The sequence below is a fragment of the Micromonospora sp. CA-248089 genome (genome assembly GCF_050948515.1).
Taxonomy (GTDB): Bacteria; Actinomycetota; Actinomycetes; order Mycobacteriales; family Micromonosporaceae; genus Micromonospora.
This window is the reverse complement of the sequence record NZ_CP192016.1, coordinates 2,197,172-2,217,501: the sequence shown is the minus strand read 5'-3', so window position 1 is coordinate 2,217,501 and position 20,330 is coordinate 2,197,172. Positions and strand designations below refer to the sequence as shown.

Genomic DNA, 20,330 nt, shown 5'->3' with positions numbered 1-20,330 from the left:
GTCAGCGCGCCGGCACCGTGGCCCGCTGGTTCGGCACCGGCACGACGGCGGTGTCCGCCGGCGCGACGGGCCCGGGGTGGTGCGGCAGCAGCCGGGTGTAGACCTCGTCCATCACCCGGGCCTGGGCCTCCCACGTCCACTGCTCCAGCACGCCCGGCCGGTCGTACGCGGCCCGGTAGCGCTGCGGGTCGGCCAGCACGGTACGCACCGCCCGGACGTAGTCGGCCAGGTCCTCGGCCCGGAAGACCTCGCCGTGCCCGGTGGCCCGGGTCGCCTCGGCCATCGTCCGCACGTCGCTGACCACCATCGGCAGGCCACCGTGGGCGTACTCGAAGAACTTGGTGATCAGCGCGATCTCGTGGTTCGGCTTGTGGTGGATCGGGATGACGCCGAGGTCGGCCGGGGAGACGAACGCGGACACCTGCCAGTGCGGCACGTACGGCAGCAGGTGCACCCGGTCCGCCACGCCCAGCTCGGCGGCCAACTCCTCCAGCTCGTACATGATCGGGGCCTTGCCGTTGGGGTGCACCGAGACCAGCGCGACGTGCGCCTCGGGCATCTCGGTGAGCCCGCGGATCATGATGTCCACGCCGCGCGACGGGTTGATGCCGCCGCAGTAGACCAGCAGCGGCGTGGCGGCGCCGATTCCGCACATCGCCCGGATGTCCGGCACCGGCGTCGCCCGCTGTTCCGGCGTGAGCGCGCGCGGCGGCGCGTTCAGCACCACGGCCGGCTGCTCGGGCAGGTCGTGGCTCTCCCGCAGCAGGTCGGCCAGGGTGGACGAGACGGTGATGACCGCGTCGGCGTACGGCGCGTGCTCCCGCACGTAGGCGATCTGGGCGGGCAGCCAGCGCAGGTTGGCCGGCCGGCCGATGATGCCGGGGACGAACTCGTGCGCGTCCCAGAGCAGCTTGACGTCCCGGCCGCCGGCCCGGGCCCGCATGACCGCCCGCGCGCCCACGCCGAGCATCCGGAAGTCGTGCGCGTGGATCAGATCCGGCCGCAGCTCGTCCACCACCGAGGCGAAGGCCAGCTCGAAGTCCCACAGTTCCGGGTCCAGCCGACGCCAGGCCCGGTCGCCGTGCACCCGCTGCCAGAACCGCAGCGCGGCGCGGTCGAGCCGGGAGTTCGGGTCCTGCTGGCTCTCCTGGAGCCGCCGCAGCTGCGCCGAGCGGAACTTGACCCACTGGAACATCGCCCTGTTGAGGAAGTACGGCGCGGCCAGCCGGGCCTTGCCGGCCAGCTCGGCGAAGCGGGGGCCGCCCGCCGCCCGGTTCACCTTGATCTCGGAGAGGCGGAACGTCAGGTCGTCCCGGCGGGCCCGCAGCGTGTTCAGCCGCCGCTTGGCGTCCGGCCCCGGCTTGTACGCCAGCGGCCGGCGCAGCAGCGCGCGGCGGTACGCGACCGGATGCGTCAGCCGCCGGGGCATCCGGATCAGGCGGACCTCGGCGTCGCCGATGCGCCAGCTGTCCTCGGTCGCCGCGCCCTTGAGGATGCCGACCAGGATCACCTCCCAACCGGCCTCGGCGGCGGAGCGGGCGGCCTTCTGCACCCGGGAGTCGCCGTGGACCCCGTTGTCGACCAGCATCACCACCCGTCCCCGGGTCGGTCGGGCATCGCTACTCGGGACAGCTTGCATCGGGTGCTTCTCCTCGTCGAGGGGGCGGTGCACGGGCGGTCGGCGGGTCACCGCAGGAAGGCGTCGAACACCTCAGCGGTCCGCCGGCCGTCGTGGTGGTCACGGACGTAACGGGCGCCCTCCGCGGCCAGGGCGACCGCGGCGGGTCTGTCGTCGAGCAGCGACTCGATCGTCTTGACCAGCGTGCCGGGTGTGGCGTTGGCGATCGGCGGCTGGACCCCGGCGGCCCGGTGCGGCCCTTCACTCACGTACGCCACCACGACCTTGCCGGCGGCCATCCCCTCGCAGGAGAACGTGCCGTAGCTGCCCATCACCAACTGGTCGACCACGATGTCGCAGTCCTGCACCAGGCGGCGCATCTCGCTGTGCGGCAGACCCTCCACCAGGCGCAGTTCGATGATCCGTCGATCGTGCAGCTCCTGCAACCGGGGCAGCAGCCGGTCGGTGCCCTTGGTCCAGCGGTTGGACGGGGCGTGCAGCACCACCGGCCGGGTGCGTTCCAGCACCGGACGGTCGCAGGCCCAGGCGTCCACGTCCACGATCAGCGGCGCCCAGGTGGCGAACGGCACGTCGTCCAGCAGGTCCGGAGTGGTCACGAAGAACGGCAGGCCGCTCTCCTGCGCGGTACGCCGGTTCCGCTCGGTCACCACGGTGAGCCGCTCGCGCAGCTCCTCCGGGGCGTCCCGGAACGCGGACTCGGCGTGCCGCTCCAGGTGCGCGCCGGGGTGGCGGATCTCACTGCCGTGCGCCAGCAGCGCGACCTTGATCCGGGCCCGGCGCAGCGCGGGCAGGTCCCCGGCGATGTCGTCGCCGTTGAGCCGGCCGAGCACCGGGCGGAAGGCGTCCACGATCAGGTGCGTGTACCAGCCGAGCACCCGCGCGGCCTGCTGCATCTGCACGTCGAGCCGGTGTTCGCCGGGGAAGTGCAGATAGCGGTCGGCCGGGTAGCGGTAGGTGGCCGGCGGCTTGGCCACGACCAGTTCGATGCCGACGTCCGTCCGCGCGGCGCTGATGGCCGCCGCGAGGGCGGAGAGCTGACCGGCGTAGTTCGCCGTGCCCAGTCCCAGCCGGACCGGCCCGGCGCCGAGCGCCCGCCACCGGCCCGGTGTGCCGGCCTCGACCGGCGCGACCGGCGGGTCCTGCTGCTCCGGCGTCTCCGGGGCCTCGTCGCCGCCCCGCTGCCAGGCCCGTTCCACCGCCTTGGCGAAGGAGGGCACCGAGCCGGAGGCGAAGAAGTCGCCGGCCCGGTGCCGGGTCAGGTGCTCGCGGACCGCCCGGCTGTCGGCCGCGACGATCCGCAGCCCGGCGGCGAGGCAGGTGTCGAGCAGCCCGAGACCGGCGTCCGGCGTGAACCCGACCACGGCCACGTCGGCCGAGGCGAGGAACGTGGCAGTCACCGTGCGGGGGCGCGGGACCGGGTGGACCCGGCGGCGGGCCTTGCCGGCCCGGCGGACCAGGTCCTGGGCGGTCGTCTGCTCCGCCGGGTCGCAGACCAGCGCCAGGTGGAACTCGGGCAACCGGGCCAGGGCGCGCAGCACGCCGTCCAGCGCCCGGTCACCGGTGATCCCGCCGGCATGCACCAGCAGCGGCGTGCCGGCGGGAAGTTCACACAGTTCGCGTACCGAAGGGGTCTCCCAGGGCCGCGCGCCGGCGGCGGCCCGGCGGAGCGCGATGCGCCACCGCCGGGGAATCCGCCGTCGCACCGCGGAGACCGTCCGCCGCACCGGCGCCGGGCTCATCGCAGTGCCGGCTCCGCGTCGCTGCCGCTGGCCGTGACGGACACGACCTTGCCGTCGGCGGACGACTCCAGGAGAGCCGCCGCGACCTGCACGGTACGCAGGCCCTGCCGCAGCGTGACGATGTCGCTCTGCTTGCCCTCGACCGCGTCCCGGAAGCGCTCGTGCTCGACCAGCAGCGGCTCCCGCTTCGGGATGGCGTAGCGGACCATGTCGCCCTCGGCCACGCCGCGGAACGCGCGCAGCGCCTCCCACTCGGTGTCGATGGCGGCGTTGGCGTAGAACGTCAGGTCGGCGGTGAGCGTGTCGGCCACGAAGCAGCCCTTGTCGCCGGTGACCACAGTCGACCGCTCCTTGAGCGGGCTGAGCCAGTTCACCAGGTGGTTGACCATCGTGCCGTCGGCGAGCTGGCCGACCACGGCGACCATGTCCTCGTGCAGCCGGCCGCTGCGCGAGACGGTGCGGGCGGCGACCGAGGCGTACTGCTGGCCGGTGACCCAGGCGGTCAGGTCGATGTCGTGGGTGGCCAGGTCCATCACCACGCCGACGTCGGCGATCCGGTGCGGGAACGGGCCCTGGCGCCGGGTCACGACCTGGAACACCTCGCCCAGTTCGCCCGCCTCGAGACGGGTACGCAGGCTCTGCAGCGCCGGGTTGTAGCGCTCGATGTGCCCGACGCCCGCGACCAGGCCGGCGTTCTCGAACGCCTCGACCAGCCGGGTGGCGGCGTCGACGGACTGGGCCAGCGGCTTCTCGATGAGCGCGCAGACGCCGTTGGCGGCCAGCTCCATGCCGATCGGCTCGTGCAGCGCGGTCGGGCAGGCCACCACCGCGTAGTCGACGCCGATGGCGAGCAGGTCACTCAGCTCGGGTACGACCGGCGCGCGCAGCGTGCCGGTCACGTCGCCGGCCGGGTCGACCACGCCGACCAGCTCGACGCCGTCCAGGTTGGACAGCACGCGGGCGTGGTTGCGCCCCATCGCGCCGAGGCCGATCAGGCCGGCCCGCAGCTTCCGTCCGCTCACTGCGCTCTCCTTCGTTCGCGACTGCGGGGCTCGCAGACCCGGCTCACTCCTCGCGCTCACCGGGCACCGGCGGCCAGGTTCGCGCCCTCGGCGATCCGCTCCAGCTCGGCCTGGGTCAGCGACGGGTGCACCGGCAGCGAGACCACCTCGGCGGCGGCCCGCTCGGTCTCCGGCAGGTCCCACGCGCCGGGCTTGCCGTCGACGAGGTACGGCTTGAGCCGGTGGATCGGGGTCGGGTAGTAGACCGCGTTGCCGATGCCCAGCTCGGTGAGGCGGGCCTGGGCGGCGTCACGGTCGCCCCGCACCCGCACCGTATACTGGTGGTAGACGTGCTTGGCGCCGTCGGCGACCGGCGGGGTGACCATGCCGGTGATGGCCGAGTCGAGGAACTTGGCGTTGGCGCGGCGCTGCTCGGTCCAGTCGGCGAGCTGGGTGAGCTGCACCCGGCCGATGGCGGCGGCCACGTCGGTCATCCGCATGTTGGCACCGACGATCTCGTTGGCGTACCGCTGCTCCATGCCCTGGTTGCGCAGCAGCCGCAGGGTGCGGGCGAGGTCCGCGTCGGCGGTGGTGATCATGCCGCCCTCGAGGGAGTGCATGTTCTTCGTCGGGTAGAAGCTGAAGCAGCCGGCGGTGCCGAACGCGCCGACCGGGGTGCCGTTGCGCTCGGCGCCGTGCGCCTGCGCGGCGTCCTCGACCACGGCGAGGCCGTGCTGCTGCGCGATCTCCATGATCCGGTCCATGGCGGCCGGGTGGCCGTAGAGGTGCACCGGCATGACCGCGACGGTCTTCGGCGTGATCGCCGCGGCGACCGCCTCCGGGTCGACGCAGAAGCTGCCCGGCTCGATGTCCACGAAGACCGGCTCGGCGCCGACCAGCCGGACCGCGTTGCCGCTGGCGGCGAAGGAGAACGACGGGACGATGATCTCGTCGCCCGGGCCGAAGCCGAGCGCCATCAGCGTCAGCTGCAGCGCGGAGGTGCCGGAGTTGACGGCGACGCAGTGCCGGCCGCCGACCAGGTCACCAAACTCCTCCTCGAACGCGGCGACCTCGGGGCCCTGCACGACCCGGCCGCTCCGCAGCACCCGGACGGCCGCCTCGATCTCGGCTTCGCCGATGATCGGCCGTGCGGGGGGAATGAACTCTGGATGCGGCCCGACCATGGGGCTTCCTCCTGTCGACGCGTGGTTCATGAGAGACATTTCGGGGGATCGTAGCGGTCTGTCGGGAGAAACCGCGTATCGCACGGATTGTCCGACCGGTTGTGACCTTCTGTTCATGATCGACGACGGCCCTCCGGGGGCGGCCCGGGGTTCAGACTTCCACCTCGTCGCGCACAGGCCCCACGCATGCTACCCGCAGGGCGGCGACGATCGCGGCCGCCATCCGGGGCACCTCGGCGGGTTCCAGCGGGGCCCGGGAGATCGCCATCCGCCAGTAGACCGGGCCGACGATCAGGTCGACCGCGGCGCGCCGGTCGGTGTCCGGGGACAGCTCACCGCGCTCGACCGCCCGGCCGATCAGGATCCGGCCCACGGCCTGCTGGTAGTCGTCCAGGGCGGCCTGCAACTTCTCCGCGATCTGCGGGTTGCGCGCCGCTTCGGCCAGCAGATCCGGGATGATCTGCGCGGCCAGCCGGTGACGCAGTGCGCGCGCCATCACGTGCAGCAGAATCTCCAGGTCACCGAGAAGGCTGCCGGTGTCCAGCAGCGGGATGTTGCGCCCCGCCACCGCCGAGACCATGTCCAGCACCAGGTCGAGCTTGGAACGCCAGCGGCGGTAGATGGCGGTCTTGCTCACACCGGCCCGGCGGGCCACCGCCTCGATGGAGAGGCGACCGTAGCCCACCTCGGCCAACTCCTGCATCACGGCGGCGCGGATGGCACTGGTGATCTCCCCGCGCAGCACCGCCGCGCCGGCCGGAGCACGCCTCTTCTCGGTCGTCACGTGGAACAATGTAGCGCAACGACGGTACGGTTGCGTCCCGACGTTCGGTGGACTACCTTCCATGCAGCAGCGAGGCGGCTCCTCCCCGCCCGGCCACGCTGGATCTCTTTCACCGCACTGCTCCCCATCAGCACGAAAGATCGGAGCGCCTGAACATGGCCAACACCGCGGTGGCCGACCCCGAATCCGGGCTGACCCGGGCCGAACTGGCCCGGCGGTACGGGCTACGGGTGGCCGGGGAACGACCCGCCCTGGGCGAGTACGCCCGCCGGTTGTGGGCGTACCGGCACTTCATGACCGCGTACTCCCGGGCGAAGGTCGCCTCCTCGCTGAGCAACACCCAGCTCGGCCAGCTCTGGCAGGTGCTGACACCGCTCACCAACGCGGCCGTCTACTTCCTGATCTTCGGCGTCATCCTGGGCCAGCACCGGAACGTGCCGAACTTCATCGCGTACCTGTGCACCGGCGTCTTCATCTTCATCTTCACGCAGACCGCCGCCTCGAACGGCGTCAGCGCGATCACCGGCAACCTGGGCCTGATCCGGGCGCTCCAGTTCCCCCGGGCGGCGCTGCCGATCACGGTCACGCTGGTGCAGCTCCAGCAGCTGCTCATGTCGATGGTGGTGCTGGCCGGCATCGTGCTCGTCACCGGCGAGCCGCTCACCTTCCGCTGGGTCCTGATCGTCCCGATGCTGCTGCTCCAGACGATCTTCAACGTCGGGCTGAGCATGGTCATGGCCCGCCTCGGCTCCAAGGTCACCGACCTCAAGCAGGTCATGCCGTTCGTGATGCGCACCTGGCTGTACGCCTCCGGCGTGCTCTACCCGGTGACGCTCATCCGCGAGCACCTGCCGAACTGGGCGGCCAACGTCCTGGAGTGGAACCCGCCGCTGGTCTTCATCGAGCTGGCCCGCTACGCGCTGCTCGACTCGCACCAGGCGCACCTGGTGAGCTCCCCGGCGAAGCTCTGGGCGCTCGGGTTGTTCTGGGCGGTCGTGGCGGGCGTCGGCGGGTTCGTCTACTTCTGGCGCGGAGAGAAGGAGTACGGCCGTGGCTGAGCAGACCCTGCCGCTGAACGCCGGCCCGGTGACCGACTCGGGTCGCGTCCCCACCGTGGTGGTGGACGACGTGCACGTGATCTACCGGATCCACAAGGGCGCGACCGGCGGCACCAGCCCGGTGTCCGCGCTCAAGCGGATCGTCTCCCGCACCAAGGCGCCGAACATCCGCGAGGTGCACGCGGTCAAGGGCGTGAGCTTCACCGCGTACGAGGGTGAGGCGATCGGCCTGATCGGCAGCAACGGCTCCGGCAAGTCCACACTGCTGCGGGCCATCGCCGGGCTGCTCCCGCCGGCCCGCGGCGCCGTCTACACCCAGGGCCAGCCGTCGCTGCTCGGCGTGAACGCCGCGCTGCTCAACGACCTGTCCGGCGAGCGCAACGTGGTGCTCGGCTGCCTCGCCATGGGCATGCACCCGGACGAGGTCAAGAGGATCGCCCCGGAGATCATCGAGTTCTCCGGGATCAACGAGCGCGGCGACTTCGCCTCGCTGCCGATGCGCACCTACTCCTCCGGCATGGGCGCGCGGCTGCGCTTCGCGATCTCCTCGGCGAAGAAGCACGACGTGCTGCTCATCGACGAGGCGCTGGCCACCGGCGACCGCAAGTTCCGGGTCCGCAGCGAGCAGCGGGTCCGCGAACTGCGCGACAGCGCCGGCACGGTCTTCCTGGTCAGCCACTCGATCGGCTCGATCCGGGACACCTGTGAGCGGACCATCTGGCTGGAGAGCGGCGTCCTGAAGATGGACGGCCCCACCAAGGAGGTCTGCGACGCGTACGAGAACCAGAAGTAGCGCCCCGGAGCGCACCGCACCGGGTTTCCGCCCGGAGCGGTGCGCTCCCGCGTACGCGTTAAGGTTTTCGGACCCATCCCCTTTCACCCAGAGTGAGGTACGGCAATGACGCAGGACCACACCACCGCACCGGACGCCGCGCCGGCGAGCCCGGCACCCTGGCGCCCCGCGCGTACGGTGGCCGTGATCCTCGCCGGGGGGACCGGCACGCGCCTGGGGCTGGGCATCCCGAAGCAGCTCCTCAAGATCGCCGGCAAGCCGATCATCGAGCACACCCTGGCCGTCTTCGAGGCCGCACCGGAGATCGACGAGATCATCGTGCTGATGGCCACCGGTCACGTGGACGACGCGCGGCGCATCGTCGCCGACGCCGGCTTCCGCAAGGTCACCAAGGTGATCGAAGGCGGCGAGACCCGCAACGACACCACCCGGATCGCGCTCGACGCGGTCGGCGAGGGCGACGTCAACATCCTCTTCCACGACGCGGTCCGCCCGCTGGTCAGCGCCCGGATCGTGCGCGAGTGCGTGAACGCGCTCTGGACCTACTCGGCCGTCGACGTGGCCATCCCGTCCGCCGACACGATCATCCAGGTCGACGCGGACGACTGCATCACCGACATCCCGGTCCGGTCCCGGCTGCGCCGCGGCCAGACCCCGCAGGCGTTCCGCTCCGGCACCATCCGCGAGGCGTACCGGCGGGCCGAGGGCGACCCCGACTTCGCCGCCACCGACGACTGCGGCGTGGTGCTGCGCTACCTGCCCGGCACGCCGATCAAGGTGATCGACGGCTCGGACGAGAACATCAAGGTCACCCACCCGGTCGACGTGCACCTGGCCGACAAGCTGTTCCAGCTCGCCGCCGCCCAGGCGCCCCGCCTGACCGACCACCGCAGCTACGCCGAGGAGCTGACCGGCCGGACCATCGTGGTCTTCGGGGGCAGCTACGGCATCGGCCACGACCTGGCCGAACTGGCCCGCTCCTACGGCGCCCAGGTCTTCCCGTTCAGCCGCTCCACCACCGGCACGCACGTCGAGCGCGCCGAGGACGTGGCCGCCGCGCTGAAGACCGCGTTCGAGGCGACCGGCCGGATCGACCACGTGGTGGTCACCGCCGGCATCCTGGAGAAGGGCGCGCTGGCCGAGATGGACTCGGAGACGATGGACCGTCTCCTGCACGTCAACTTCGTCGGCCCGGTCACCATCGCGCGCCAGTCGCTGCCGTACCTGCAGCAGACGAAGGGCCAGCTGCTGCTCTACACGTCCAGCTCGTACACCCGGGGCCGGGCCCGCTACGCGCTCTACTCCGCCACCAAGGCCGCGCTGGTCAACCTCACCCAGGCGCTCGCCGACGAGTGGGCCGAATTCGGGGTACGCGTCAACTGCGTCAACCCGGAGCGCACCGCCACCCCGATGCGGACGCGGGCGTTCGGCGAGGAGCCGGAGCACACGCTGCTCTCCTCCGAGGCGGTCGCGCAGGCGTCCCTGGACGTGCTGATCTCCGAGCTGACCGGCCAGGTGGTCGACGTGCGCCGCTCCCCCGGCGAGCCGGTGGCCGCCGTACCGGCCCAGCCCGGCGCCGACCGGTCCGAGCTGTCCACCGGCGCCTGAACCCGACGGGACGTGTCAGATGCGTGGTGACCTGGTCCGCAAGCTGCTCGCCCGGGTGCTGACCACCGGGCTGGCGGTGCTGGCCTTCCTCGTCGTGGCGCTCACCGGGGCCACCGGCTGGGGCCTGGCGCTGGCGGTGGCCGCGCTCGCCGCCACCGCCTGGGAGCGCCGCGTCCGGCCGTCGGCCGACGGTCTCGCCGAGACGGTGCTCGTCGCCGCCGGCATCCTGGTCGGCTACGCCCGGCGCCTCGACGACGGTTTCGACCCGGCGCTGACCGCCACCGCGCTGGTGCTGCTCGGCCTGGTGCTGCTGGTCGGCCCGCTGCGGCAGGCCGGCGCGCTGGAGATCCGCGCGGCGAACCTCCCGGTCCGCACGTGGGCACCCGTGGTCGCCGCCCGGCTGGGCGACGCGCTGCTGGTGCTGCTCGCCGTGGTGGCGCTCGCCGCCGCCCTGACGCTGCCGGCCTGGACGGCGCTGGCCGCCGCGCTGCTGGTCGGCGCCGGATGCGGGGCGGTCGCGCTCGACCTCGCCCGGCGCCGGTTCCGGCCGCCCGCCGGAGGTGGACCGGTCGGCCGGGCGCTGCGCCACCACCGGCCCGAGTTCGTGCTGCACTTCTCCGCGCCGCCCGGCTCGGAGTACCAGGTCACCATGTGGCTGCCGTACCTGGAGCGGATCGGCCGCCCGTTCGTGGTGGTGCTGCGCGAGCCGGAGCTCCTGCCCGCGGTGGCCGCCGCCACCCGCGCCCCGGTGGTCCTCTGCCCCACGCTGAAGGCGCTGGACGAGGCGCTGGTGCCCAGCCTGCGGGTCGCCTTCTACGTCAACCACGGCGCGAAGAACGCCCACCTGATCCGGTTCAACCAGCTCACCCACGTGCAGCTGCACCACGGCGACAGCGACAAGGCACCGAGCGCCAACCCGGTCTCGGCCATCTTCGACAAGATCTTCGTGGCCGGGCAGGCGGCGATCGACAGGTACGCCCGCGCCGGCGTGGAGATCCCCGCCGACAAGTTCGTCGTGGTCGGCCGTCCCCAGGTCGAGGCCATCGAGGTACGCCGGGAGCCGGTCACCCCGTCGGCGCACCCGACGGTCCTCTACACCCCGACCTGGACCGGGCACCACGCCGACGCCAACTACTGCTCGCTGCCGGTGGCCGAGACGCTGATCCGCCGGCTGATCGACAGGGGGGCCACGGTGATCCTGCGCGCCCACCCGTACACCGGCAAGAACCCGGCCTCGGCCCGCCAGCTCGCCCGCCTCACCGAACTGCTCGCCGCCGACCGGGCCAGGACCGGCCGGCCGCACCTGTTCGGCGCCGCCGCGAGCCGCGAGCTGACGCTCACCGAATGTGTCAACCGCGCCGACGCGCTGGTCTCCGACGTCTCCGGGGTCATCTCCGACTGGCTCTACTCCGGCAAGCCGTACGCGGTCACCGACACTGGCGCCGACGGCGAGCACTTCGTCGAGCGGTTCCCGCTGGCGGCGTCCGGCTACGTGCTGCGGCGCGACATGTCCAACGTGGACGAGGTGCTCACCGACCTGCTCGACGCCGACCCGAAGGCGGCGCAGCGCTGGGCGGCCCGGACCCGCTACCTGGGCGACTTCCCCGCCGACGGCTACGCCGAGGCGTTCCTCACCGCCGCCCGCCGCGAGCTGGAACCCGAATGGTCGGTCCCGGCGCCGCGCGCCGTGGTGTAGGCCCGCTCAGAGGTACGGGTCGAGCAGGGCGAGCACCGCGGCCGGGTCCTCGACGTGCGCGTTGTGGCCCAGCCCGGGCAGCGTGGCCACCGGCACACCCAGTTCCTTGAGCTGCGCGTCGGTCACCATCGGGTCCTGCTCGCCCCGGGCCAGCAGCACCGGCACGTCGGTGGCGGCCAGCAGCGCCGCCAGCCGGGGCTCCCCGACCGCGAACGCCGCCGGATCCATGGCGAGCCGCCAGCGGCCGTCCTCCCGCCGCAGCCCCGCCTCCACCACGGGATGGTCCGGGGCGAACAACCCGGCGAGCCCTGACACCCGCAGGTAGCGGCGAGCCGCCTCGTCGCGGGTGGCGAACCAGGTGACCGGCCGCGCGGCCAGTTCCTGCGACTTCGCCAGCTCGGCCGGGGACCAGACCGCCTTGATGCCGAGCCCCACCACCGCGTCGACCGGAAGGGCCCGCTGCCGGGCGGCGAGCGCCAGCGCCACCACCCCGCCGAGCGAGTGCCCGAGCAGCACCAGCCGGTCGGTGGGGCCGAGCCGTACCGGGCCGAGCCCGTCGGCCACGCGTTGGGCGAGGGCCTCGAACGAGTAGCCGGGCAGCGGCGGCGACCAGCCGTGACCGGCGAGGTCGGGGGCGAGCCAGCGGCCGGGCCAGCGGCGCTCCAGCAGCGGCGCCCAGGGCAGCCACACCTCGCCGGTGGCACCCACGCCGTGCAGGAGAATCAGGTGCCGCTTCCCCGTCGCATCGCCCATTGGCGCAGTCTGCCACCGCCCGCCCCGCACACGCGAGACCGAACCCCGCCACCCCCGGCCCCCACCAGCCCGTCGATCTTGCGGTTTCGGCCCCCGGGATGCCCGGCTCACCCGTTATGCCGGGGCCACAACTGCAAGATCAACGGGGCGAGGCGAGGCGGGGCCGGGGTGGGGTGGGACGGTCAGGCGGAGTAGCCGCGGCTGGCGATCCAGTGCGCCAGGTCGATCGTGGTGAGCCAGTACGAGGGCAGCGACGGGTCGGCCGAGTCGGCGATCCGTACGGTCCGGCCGTCGTCCTTGTAGCCGACCACGGCGACGTAATGGCCGCCCGGGAACGAGTGCCAGCCGCCGTTGGTGTCGGTGGCGGTACCGGCGACGTTCGCGACGACCGCGCGGCCGTTGCTGATCGCCTCGACGACGTCGGCCTGGAGCCGGTCCATCTGGGCCGGGGTGGCGGTGCCGGGAATCATGCGGGTCCGGTACGGGTTGCCCTTGACCTGCTGGTTGAGCACCCGGGTGGTGTCCTCGGCGGAGTTGGTGCCCATCTCGGTGGTGCCGAGCGGGCCGGCGAGCGCGTCCTGGCTGCGCTCGATGCCGGCGGCGCTGAGCGCGTTGCGCACGGCGGCCGGGCCGCAGTAGAAGTAGTTGATCTGCGCCTGGTAGTCGTAGTCGAGCGACTTGCTCGACGGCGGCTTCGGCTTGGCCTTCCGGGTGAGGTCCGGGTCCGCCGCCGCCTTGGCCGACGGGGAGGCGCTCGCCGACGCGCTGGGCGCGGCCGAGGCGCTGGGCGACGCCGGCGGTACGGCGATGCGGGCCTCGCCGCGGCTGGCGGGCTGCTCGCCGAGGCGGGCGGCGCCGAGATCGGCGACCGCCGCGGTGTTCTCCTGGACCGGGGCGTCGTCACCGGCGGCGGCGACGGTGCCGGCACCGGCGGCCAGCACGAGCGCGGCGGCCGATCCGGCGATGATCTGGTACGGGCGTTCGGTGACGATCCGTCGCAGCTGACGCTTCAGGTGGTGCTTCACGAAATCCTCCACGGGGCGTGAGCGGCACACGCCGGCCCGGCACGCGGAGGAACTCACACGTGCTGGCGGGGCCGGATGGCCGGGGGATCGGGAACGCCCGTGATGCCGGGCGCCCAGGGGGCGGTTGCCGGTCGCGCGTCAGGCGAGCGCGGGCACCGCGGTGCCGTGGAGGCGGGGGGACGATCGAGGGGTGGGCAAGAGGGGTAACTCCTTCCGTGGCCGCCGACCGGGTTAGCTGACGGATTCGGGCGGGAAGTACGCCCTACCGCGGGCCGTGGGCTCGCGGATTCACCCCGATGGTGCTCATGGGTCCCCGGTTCGTGGAACTCGATTAGGCGGGTCGGTGCGGCGTCGCCGTCGGCGATCGATTACCGCATCGGACGCGCCGACACTACCGGTGGGTATGTCCCATGCCAAGCGCTCCCACCTGCGTAAACGTGATCCGCGGTAACGGATTTCGGAACACCCGGTTACTGACTTCACTCAATGGGACAAGCAGTTTCGACGGCACCCGGCGGCGGAAACAGGACAGACGGCGAGCAGCCGACCGGCAATTGCGCGACTCGATGACCCGTTCTGCGCCCCACGCCCGATTCGGCGGCCCGGGTGACCGGGCTCACCATATTCCGGGTAACAATTCGGTCGAGACGGGTCGCCTCAGCCGACCCGGGCCGGGCGCCACCGCGCGTTCCGGACCGCCGCGGGCACCGGCAGGGCGCTCGTCGTCGCGCTCCGGTACGGCAGAGCGGGCCGCAGGGCCACGGTTGCCGCGTACGCCTCGGCGGCGAGGGTCCGGGCGGCCTCGGCGGCCAGTTCCGCGTCCCGCCAGGCCGCCCGCTCCCGCGCGGCGGCGCGCTCCCATCCGGCCCGGCGCCCGTCCCGGACCGTGCGGGCCAGCACGATCTCCTGCTCGGCCGGGTGCCGGCGCGGATCCCACCCGTTGCGGTGCGCCAGCACGTCGGCGAGCTGACGGGCGGTCAGGTCGCCCCGCCAGTGCGCCGTCATGGCGGCGTGGTGCAGCCAGCGCTCCCGGGCCGCGTACTCGCCAGGGGTGCGCGGGGTGCGCGGGGCACCCAGCGCGGCGGCGCCGGCCAGGCGGCGGGCGGCGCCGTCCGCCTCGTCGTACGCGGTCCAGGCCCGGTCCGCCTCGTCCTGCGCGGCCAGCCACCGCTCCCGGCGGCGACGGGCCGTCTGGGCGGCCCCGGCGGCGGCCACCGCCACCTCCTCGGCGTAGCGGACCAGATCGTCGCGGCGGACGGCGTCGGCGTCGGCCGGCTCGGGGACGGCCTCCGGCTCGGGGTCGCGTTCCGGCCGGGCGACGAGCGCGGCGAGCAGGCCCAGGGCGAGCAGCAGCAGGAAGGACCAGATGGCGGCGGCCTCGGGCACCGCGGTGAGGAAGTGGTACAGAGCGGTCTGCGACATGGTCGGCACCTCACGGGAAGAACCTGACGGGAGGACCCGCACGACCTCGCCGGGGCGGGCCGGTGGAACGGGCCGCCGGGGCGGGTGCGGGGATGACGTTCGGTGGGTGCGGTGAACGGGCGCGGCCCGTGGGCGGATCAGCGGGCGGGCGGGGCCCGCGGGCCGGCCGGCGCGGCGACCCGGCCGGCCGGGACCGGCTGCGGTGCGGCCGGGCCGACGGCCCGGGAGCGGGCGCCGGGACACCGGCGGGAAGGGCCTGCCGCTCGGCCGCGCGGTCGGCCTCCGGCCGCACGGTGGCCGAGGCACCGGCGACGGGGTACGCCGGGACGGCCGCCGCCGGAGCCGGGGCGGCAGCGGCGACACCGGACGGCAGCGTGGCGGCGCCGAACGAACAGGCGACGACCACGGCGAGACTGGCGAGCATCCGGGCGGTCCAGCGCGCCACCCACCACACGGGGCAGGTGAGCGCGATCGGAAGCACGGGTACAAATTACCGCCGAACCCCCACGAACGCACCGCCGCACGGCGTGTCGCGAATCGACCGGCCGACGGGTGCGCGTGTCAGTCCGGGCGACGCCGCCCGGCGTACTCGATGCCCTCGCCCGGACCGGCGACGGACGTCGCGCCGTCGTCGGCGGCCGGGGTGGCGGCGTCGTCGGCAGCCCCGCGCGGAGCCGGCACGGCCGGCGCGGCGGCTCGCACGCGGGACGCGGCGCGGGCCCGGCGGGACGGGCCGAGCAGGCGCATCATCGGCACCTCCACCCAGCGGTGCAGCGCGGCGGCCAGCGCGAGCGTGACCACCAGGAAGCCGAGGACCGCGAGCGGGCCGCGCCAGCCGGGCAGGCCGCTCCCCCAGTGCCCGGTCAGCCGCAGCACGGTGACCATGACCAGCACGTGCACCAGGTAGAAGGCGAACGACACCTCGCCGAGCCAGACCATGGCGCGGGACCGCCAGGGGGTGGGCCGGCCGCGCACGTCGGCGTCCGCCGCGGCGGCGATGACCAGCAGGTACGCGACCGCGAGCAGCGCCGCCCAGAACTCGGCCGGGATCCACAGCGCGGCGACGACCCAGGTGGTGACGAAGACGGCGGTGGCGACGGTGAGGTTCGGGCCGCGCCAGCGGTGCCGGCGCATCAGCTCGGCGGCGGCCACGCCCATCCAGAACTCCAGCGACCGGGTCACCGGGAAGATCTGCGTGAACCACCACCGCTGCTCCTCCGGCACGAGCTGCTGACCGGGCCACAGCGCCAGGATGAGCAGCGGCGCCGCGATCAGCACGGTCCGCAGCACGCCGGTACGGGCCCGGCGCAGCCACGGCACCACGAGCGGCAGGCACAGGTAGAAGGCCAGCTCGCAGGAGAGCGACCAGCTCACGTTGTTGACGCTGTAGAAGTAGCCGCCCAGCGGGATCCACGCCTGGACCAGGAAGAAGTTGGCGATCGCGGCCCACGGGACGATCGGGTCGGCGAACCAGGCCGCCACCGCCACCGCCGCGACGAACGTCACCACGTGGTTCGGGTAGATCTTGGCGAACCGGCGGCGCAGGAACGTCCACGCGCGTTCCCCGTCCCGGTACGACCAGACCAGCACGAACCCGCTGAGGATGAAGAAGAACTCGACGCCGGACAGGCCGAGGCTGAACGCCTTGTCGATCAGGGGCTTCAGGTGCGGCTCGGCGACGATGCCCATGGTCCCGGCGTGGAAGCCGAAGACGAGCAGCGCGGCTACCCACCGCAATCCGGTCAGCGACGGCAGTCGTGGGGCACGGGTGACGGTCGGCGCGCTGGTCATTCCGGGCACCCTACCCCGGGGAACCGGGACGTTCCCGGCGAGCCGACGTCCGCCGGGTCTCTCAGGGGCGGCGGATAGGATTTCCGTTCCTGCACGCGCGGGCACCCCACCACGGCTCCCGCCCGGACGCCGTGCCGTACGGAAGGTGAGCGAAACCGGATGCACCAGCGGATCCTGCTCCGCGCCCGCAAGGGCCCGTTCGACGTCCTCACGCCGGAGGAGACGTTCGCCGGCAACTGGATCGGCGACAACAGCGGCAACCTGGTCTTCAGCCACGCGGCGCACAAGCTGCTCGCCACCTCCACGGCCGAGATCACACCGACCCGCACCCCGGCCGACCCGCGTCTCGCCGACGAGATCAACGAGCGGCACGACGTCTTCGTGGTGCCGCTGGCGAACGCGTTCCGGCGCAGCTTCATCCACCGGCTCACGCCGCTGACCCGGCTGATCGAACGGCTGAAGATCCCGGTGGTGGTGCTCGGCGTCGGCGTGCAGACGAACGTCGACGGCGACCGCGAGTACCTACGCCCGATCGACGAACCGGTCCGCGCGTTCTGCAAGGCCGTGCTGGACCGGTCGCACAGCATCGGCGTCCGCGGCGAGGTGACCGAGAGCTACCTCAACACGCTGGGCTTCTCCGACGTGGAGCAGATCGGCTGCCCGTCGATGTTCCTGCACGGCGACACGTTCCGGCTCGAGAAGGACCGCCCGGAGCTGACCGCCGACTCGAAGGTCGCGCTCACCATCTCCCCGTACGTCCGCTCGATGGCCGCTGTGGTCCGCCACCACCAGGAGCGCTACCCGAACCTCTGCTACGTGCCGCAGGACCTGCGCACGCTCGGCACCCTGCTCTACGGCGACGCGCCCGAGCACCGGGGCCAGAGCAGCGACATCCCGCTGCACACCTCGCACCCGCTGTTCGCCGAGGACAAGGTGCGCATGTTCGTCGACCCGTGGACCTGGATGTCGCACCTGTCCGGGTACGACTTCGCGTTCGGCACCCGCATCCACGGCACCATCACCGCGCTCGTCGCCGGCACGCCCGGCTACCTGTTCGCGCACGACTCGCGCACGCTGGAACTGGCCCGCTACTTCGGCATCCCGCACCGGATCATGCGGGACGTGCCGGCCGACGTCGACGCCGCCGACCTCTACGCGGAGGCCGACTACACCGCGCTCAACGACGGCCACAAGGCCCGCTTCGAGACCATCACCGCGTTCCTGCGCAAGCACGACCTCGGTACCTCGTTCGCCGACGGCGACAGCGCCGCGCGCTTCGACCGGCAGGTCGCCGAGACGGTGTTCCCGCCGGCCGTCCGGCCCGCCGCCGCCACCCCGCCGGCCGAACTGCTGACCCGCATCGAGCGGCTGCGCGACGAGAACGCCAAGCTCACCGCCACCATCGACGCGCTGCGCTCGCAGCAGCTCCGGGAGCGGATCAAGCAGGCCGTCCCGGGTACCGTCCGCCGGATGCTGCGGCGCTGACCGTCGTACGCCTGTTCGAGAGCGCGGTACGATCGGCGACGTGTCCGACGCGTACCAGCCCTCGATGCTCGACCTGGCCGAGCAGGGCCCGGCCCTGGGCCCGCTCGCCGGGGCGCTGCGCCGGCACGAGCTGAGCCGGGGCGCCTGGGTCGACCACCTGCCCGGCTGGGTCCGGGGCTCCGACGAGGTGCTCGACACGCTGCGCCACGACGTGCCGTGGCGGGCCGAACGCCGCACCATGTACGACACCGCTGTCGACGTACCCCGGCTGCTCTGCTGGTACGCCGCCGGCCGGCCCCTGCCGCACCCGGTGCTCACCGCGGCCCGGGACGCGCTCACCCGGCACTACGCGCCCGAACTGGGCGAGCCGTTCGTCACCGCCGGCATGTGCCTGTACCGCGACGGGCGCGACAGCGTCGCCTGGCACGGCGACACCCTGGGCCGCTCCGCGCACACCGACACCATGGTGGCGATCGTGTCGTTCGGTTCCCCGCGCGCGCTGCTGCTGCGCCCCCGCGGCGGGGGCGGCGGCAGCCTGCGGTTCCCGCTCGGCCACGGCGATCTCGTGGTGATGGGCGGCTCCTGCCAGCGCACCTGGGAGCACGCGGTGCCGAAGACCACCCGGCCGGTCGGCCCCCGGGTCAGCGTCCAGTTCCGTCCCACCGGCGTCGCTTGAGCCCGGGCCGGGCCCCCATCCGGCCAGGGCACGTGCTAGAAACAACTCCCAGGGTCGATCACGCCCCCGTCACCCGATGACGCGAAGGGCGACCGATGACCCAGTCCCCCACCTCCCGCTGGTCCCCGTGGACCCTGCACGGCGACGGCCGCCAGGTACGTCCCGGCGACGTGGTCGCGCCCGACGAGCGGCTCTCCTGGCCGCGCACCATCGGCGTGGGCGTGCAGCACGTGGTCGCCATGTTCGGCGCCACCTTCACCGTCCCGCTGATCACCGGGTTCCCGCCCGCCACCACGCTGCTCTTCTCCGGCCTCGGCACGCTGCTGTTCCTGCTGATCACCGGCAACCGGCTGCCCTCGTACCTCGGTTCGTCGTTCGCGTTCATCGCGCCGGTACTGGCGGCGAAGACCGACGGCGGCATCGGCGCGGCCCTCGGCGGCATCGTGGTCGCGGGCGTCGCGCTGGCGCTCGTCGGCGTGGTGGTGCAGGTGGCCGGTTCCCGCTGGATCGACGCGCTGATGCCGCCGGTGGTGACCGGCGCGATCGTCATGCTGATCGGCCTCAACCTCGCGCCGGTGGCCTGGGACGGCGACGGCTCCGGCACCGGCGTCAAGGCGCAGCCGCTGATCGCCGTGGTCACGCTCCTCGCGATCCTGCTCACGACGGTGCTGTTCCGGGGCTTCGTGGCGCGGCTGTCGATCCTCGTCGGCGTGGTGGTCGGCTGGGTGCTCGCCGCGCTCACCGGCAACCTCGACCAGCAGGCGGTCAGCGGCCTCCGCCAGGCGGCCTGGGTCGGTTTCCCCGAGTTCCACACGCCGAGCTTCGACGCTCGCGCCGTCGTGCTGGTCATCCCGGTGATCCTGGTGCTGATCGCGGAGAACGCCGGGCACGTCAAGGCGGTCGCCGCGATGACCGGCCGCAACCTGGACCGCGACATGGGCCGGGCGCTGCTCGGTGACGGCGTCGCCACGGTGCTGGCCGGCTCCGGCGGCGGTTCCGGCACCACCACGTACGCGGAGAACATCGGCGTGATGGCGGCGACCCGTGTCTACTCCACCGCCGCGTACTGGATCGCCGGCGGCACGGCGATCCTGCTCGGGCTGTGCCCGAAGTTCGGCGCGCTGATCCTGACCGTCCCGGCCGGCGTGCTCGGTGGCGCCACCACCGCCCTGTACGGCCTGATCGCCATCCTCGGCGCCCGGATCTGGATCGAGAGCCGGGTCGACTTCCATGACCCGATCAACCTGTTCACCGCGGCGGTGGCGGTGATCATCGGGGCCGCCAACTACACGTTGACGGCCGGCGACCTGTCGTTCAACGGCATCGCGCTGGGCACTGCCGCCGCCCTGGCGATCTACCACGGCATGCGCCTGATCGCCCGCCTGCGCGGCACCACTCCCGAGTCCCGCCAGTCCCCCGACCCCGAACTCTGACCCCTCACCCCACCCGCCCCGCCGCCTTTTGCCCCGCCGCCCCGTCGCTCCGTCGATCATGAAGTTAGCGGCACAAATTGCCCGATTCACGCCCGCCAACTCCATGGTCAACAGACGGTCGGGCGCGATCGGGACACCCGAGGGCCCGACCGCGTCGATCATGAAGTTACGGCGATCGGTGTCCGTTTTGCCGCCGCTAACCTCATGATCAACCGCGCAGGGCGGGGCGGGTCCGCACACACC

General features: G+C 73.0%; 16 protein-coding genes and 1 riboswitch. Of the genes, 7 read left to right on the top strand and 9 right to left on the bottom strand.

What is annotated here, in order from left to right; all coding sequences use genetic code 11:
• Window position 1: 1 nt before the first annotated feature.
• From ACQP26_RS10625 to ACQP26_RS10605, 5 genes are all read right to left on the bottom strand, one after another.
• Window positions 2–1,588 carry a glycosyltransferase gene (locus tag ACQP26_RS10625; RefSeq protein WP_269700741.1) on the bottom strand — a complete coding sequence of 529 codons (1,587 nt, stop codon included), beginning with the start codon at window positions 1,586–1,588 and terminating at the stop codon, window positions 2–4.
• 98 nt (window positions 1,589–1,686) lie between these two features.
• Complete coding sequence (locus tag ACQP26_RS10620; protein WP_269700742.1) at window positions 1,687–3,342, bottom strand: glycosyl transferase family 1; 1,656 nt, start codon at window positions 3,340–3,342, stop codon at window positions 1,687–1,689.
• A gap of 32 nt (window positions 3,343–3,374) precedes the next feature.
• A complete protein-coding gene (locus ACQP26_RS10615; protein ID WP_269700743.1) occupies window positions 3,375–4,400 on the bottom strand; it encodes a Gfo/Idh/MocA family protein in 1,026 nt (341 codons plus the stop codon).
• A 56-nt stretch (window positions 4,401–4,456) separates the two neighbouring features.
• A complete protein-coding gene (locus tag ACQP26_RS10610; RefSeq protein WP_433495603.1) occupies window positions 4,457–5,563 on the bottom strand; it encodes a DegT/DnrJ/EryC1/StrS family aminotransferase in 1,107 nt (368 codons plus the stop codon).
• Window positions 5,564–5,714: 151 nt separating this feature from the next.
• A complete protein-coding gene (locus tag ACQP26_RS10605; protein WP_018784870.1) occupies window positions 5,715–6,347 on the bottom strand; it encodes a TetR/AcrR family transcriptional regulator in 633 nt (210 codons plus the stop codon).
• Between the two features lie 155 nt (window positions 6,348–6,502).
• Here ACQP26_RS10605 and ACQP26_RS10600 point away from each other — a divergent pair, with 155 nt between their 5' ends.
• From ACQP26_RS10600 to ACQP26_RS10585, 4 genes are all read left to right on the top strand, one after another.
• Window positions 6,503–7,405, top strand: coding sequence for an ABC transporter permease (locus ACQP26_RS10600; RefSeq protein ID WP_281578432.1), 903 nt, complete (start codon window positions 6,503–6,505; stop codon window positions 7,403–7,405).
• Entirely contained in the window at window positions 7,398–8,198 is an 801-nt protein-coding gene (locus tag ACQP26_RS10595; RefSeq protein WP_433495602.1) for an ABC transporter ATP-binding protein, read from the top strand. Before ACQP26_RS10600 ends, ACQP26_RS10595 begins: the two co-directional genes overlap by 8 nt.
• Window positions 8,199–8,303: 105 nt before the next feature.
• Window positions 8,304–9,806, top strand: coding sequence for a bifunctional cytidylyltransferase/SDR family oxidoreductase (locus tag ACQP26_RS10590; RefSeq protein ID WP_269700747.1), 1,503 nt, complete (start codon window positions 8,304–8,306; stop codon window positions 9,804–9,806).
• 19 nt (window positions 9,807–9,825) lie between these two features.
• Complete coding sequence (locus ACQP26_RS10585) at window positions 9,826–11,502, top strand: CDP-glycerol glycerophosphotransferase family protein (RefSeq protein WP_433495601.1); 1,677 nt, start codon at window positions 9,826–9,828, stop codon at window positions 11,500–11,502.
• A 6-nt stretch (window positions 11,503–11,508) separates the two neighbouring features.
• Here ACQP26_RS10585 and ACQP26_RS10580 read toward each other — a convergent pair whose 3' ends face one another.
• From ACQP26_RS10580 to ACQP26_RS10565, 4 genes are all read right to left on the bottom strand, one after another.
• The gene (locus tag ACQP26_RS10580) at window positions 11,509–12,255 is read right to left on the bottom strand and encodes an alpha/beta fold hydrolase (protein WP_433495600.1); all 747 of its coding nucleotides are present in this window, start codon (window positions 12,253–12,255) and stop codon (window positions 11,509–11,511) included.
• 182 nt (window positions 12,256–12,437) lie between these two features.
• Window positions 12,438–13,292 (bottom strand): C39 family peptidase, encoded by an 855-nt coding sequence (locus ACQP26_RS10575; protein WP_269700750.1) that lies wholly within the window; start codon window positions 13,290–13,292, stop codon window positions 12,438–12,440.
• A gap of 193 nt (window positions 13,293–13,485) precedes the next feature.
• A riboswitch (cyclic di-AMP (ydaO/yuaA leader) is annotated at window positions 13,486–13,628 on the bottom strand.
• 309 nt (window positions 13,629–13,937) lie between these two features.
• Window positions 13,938–14,702 carry a hypothetical protein gene (locus tag ACQP26_RS10570; protein ID WP_433495599.1) on the bottom strand — a complete coding sequence of 255 codons (765 nt, stop codon included), beginning with the start codon at window positions 14,700–14,702 and terminating at the stop codon, window positions 13,938–13,940.
• 561 nt (window positions 14,703–15,263) lie between these two features.
• Window positions 15,264–16,493 carry an acyltransferase family protein gene (locus tag ACQP26_RS10565; RefSeq protein ID WP_433495598.1) on the bottom strand — a complete coding sequence of 410 codons (1,230 nt, stop codon included), beginning with the start codon at window positions 16,491–16,493 and terminating at the stop codon, window positions 15,264–15,266.
• Window positions 16,494–16,652: 159 nt separating this feature from the next.
• Between ACQP26_RS10565 and ACQP26_RS10560 the strand changes: the two genes are divergently transcribed.
• The 3 genes from ACQP26_RS10560 (at window position 16,653) to ACQP26_RS10550 (ending at window position 20,087) form a co-directional block, all read left to right on the top strand.
• Window positions 16,653–17,978, top strand: a complete 1,326-nt coding sequence (locus ACQP26_RS10560; RefSeq protein ID WP_433495597.1) for a polysaccharide pyruvyl transferase family protein — start codon at window positions 16,653–16,655, stop codon at window positions 17,976–17,978.
• Window positions 17,979–18,018: 40 nt separating this feature from the next.
• Window positions 18,019–18,654 (top strand): alpha-ketoglutarate-dependent dioxygenase AlkB, encoded by a 636-nt coding sequence (locus ACQP26_RS10555; protein WP_281578435.1) that lies wholly within the window; start codon window positions 18,019–18,021, stop codon window positions 18,652–18,654.
• Window positions 18,655–18,749: 95 nt separating this feature from the next.
• The gene (locus ACQP26_RS10550) at window positions 18,750–20,087 is read left to right on the top strand and encodes a uracil-xanthine permease family protein (RefSeq protein ID WP_269700759.1); all 1,338 of its coding nucleotides are present in this window, start codon (window positions 18,750–18,752) and stop codon (window positions 20,085–20,087) included.
• Window positions 20,088–20,330: the final 243 nt, after the last annotated feature.

Coding starts and splice junctions, on each gene's coding strand:
- ACQP26_RS10590 (WP_269700747.1), top strand. CDS start 8,304: ATGACGCAGGACCACACCACCGCACCGGACGCCGCGCCGGCGAGCCCG.
- ACQP26_RS10600 (WP_281578432.1), top strand. CDS start 6,503: ATGGCCAACACCGCGGTGGCCGACCCCGAATCCGGGCTGACCCGGGCC.
- ACQP26_RS10565 (WP_433495598.1), bottom strand. CDS start 16,493: ATGACCAGCGCGCCGACCGTCACCCGTGCCCCACGACTGCCGTCGCTG.
- ACQP26_RS10570 (WP_433495599.1), bottom strand. CDS start 14,702: ATGTCGCAGACCGCTCTGTACCACTTCCTCACCGCGGTGCCCGAGGCC.
- ACQP26_RS10625 (WP_269700741.1), bottom strand. CDS start 1,588: ATGCTGGTCGACAACGGGGTCCACGGCGACTCCCGGGTGCAGAAGGCC.
- ACQP26_RS10610 (WP_433495603.1), bottom strand. CDS start 5,563: ATGGTCGGGCCGCATCCAGAGTTCATTCCCCCCGCACGGCCGATCATC.
- ACQP26_RS10585 (WP_433495601.1), top strand. CDS start 9,826: ATGCGTGGTGACCTGGTCCGCAAGCTGCTCGCCCGGGTGCTGACCACC.
- ACQP26_RS10550 (WP_269700759.1), top strand. CDS start 18,750: ATGACCCAGTCCCCCACCTCCCGCTGGTCCCCGTGGACCCTGCACGGC.
- ACQP26_RS10560 (WP_433495597.1), top strand. CDS start 16,653: ATGCACCAGCGGATCCTGCTCCGCGCCCGCAAGGGCCCGTTCGACGTC.
- ACQP26_RS10580 (WP_433495600.1), bottom strand. CDS start 12,255: ATGGGCGATGCGACGGGGAAGCGGCACCTGATTCTCCTGCACGGCGTG.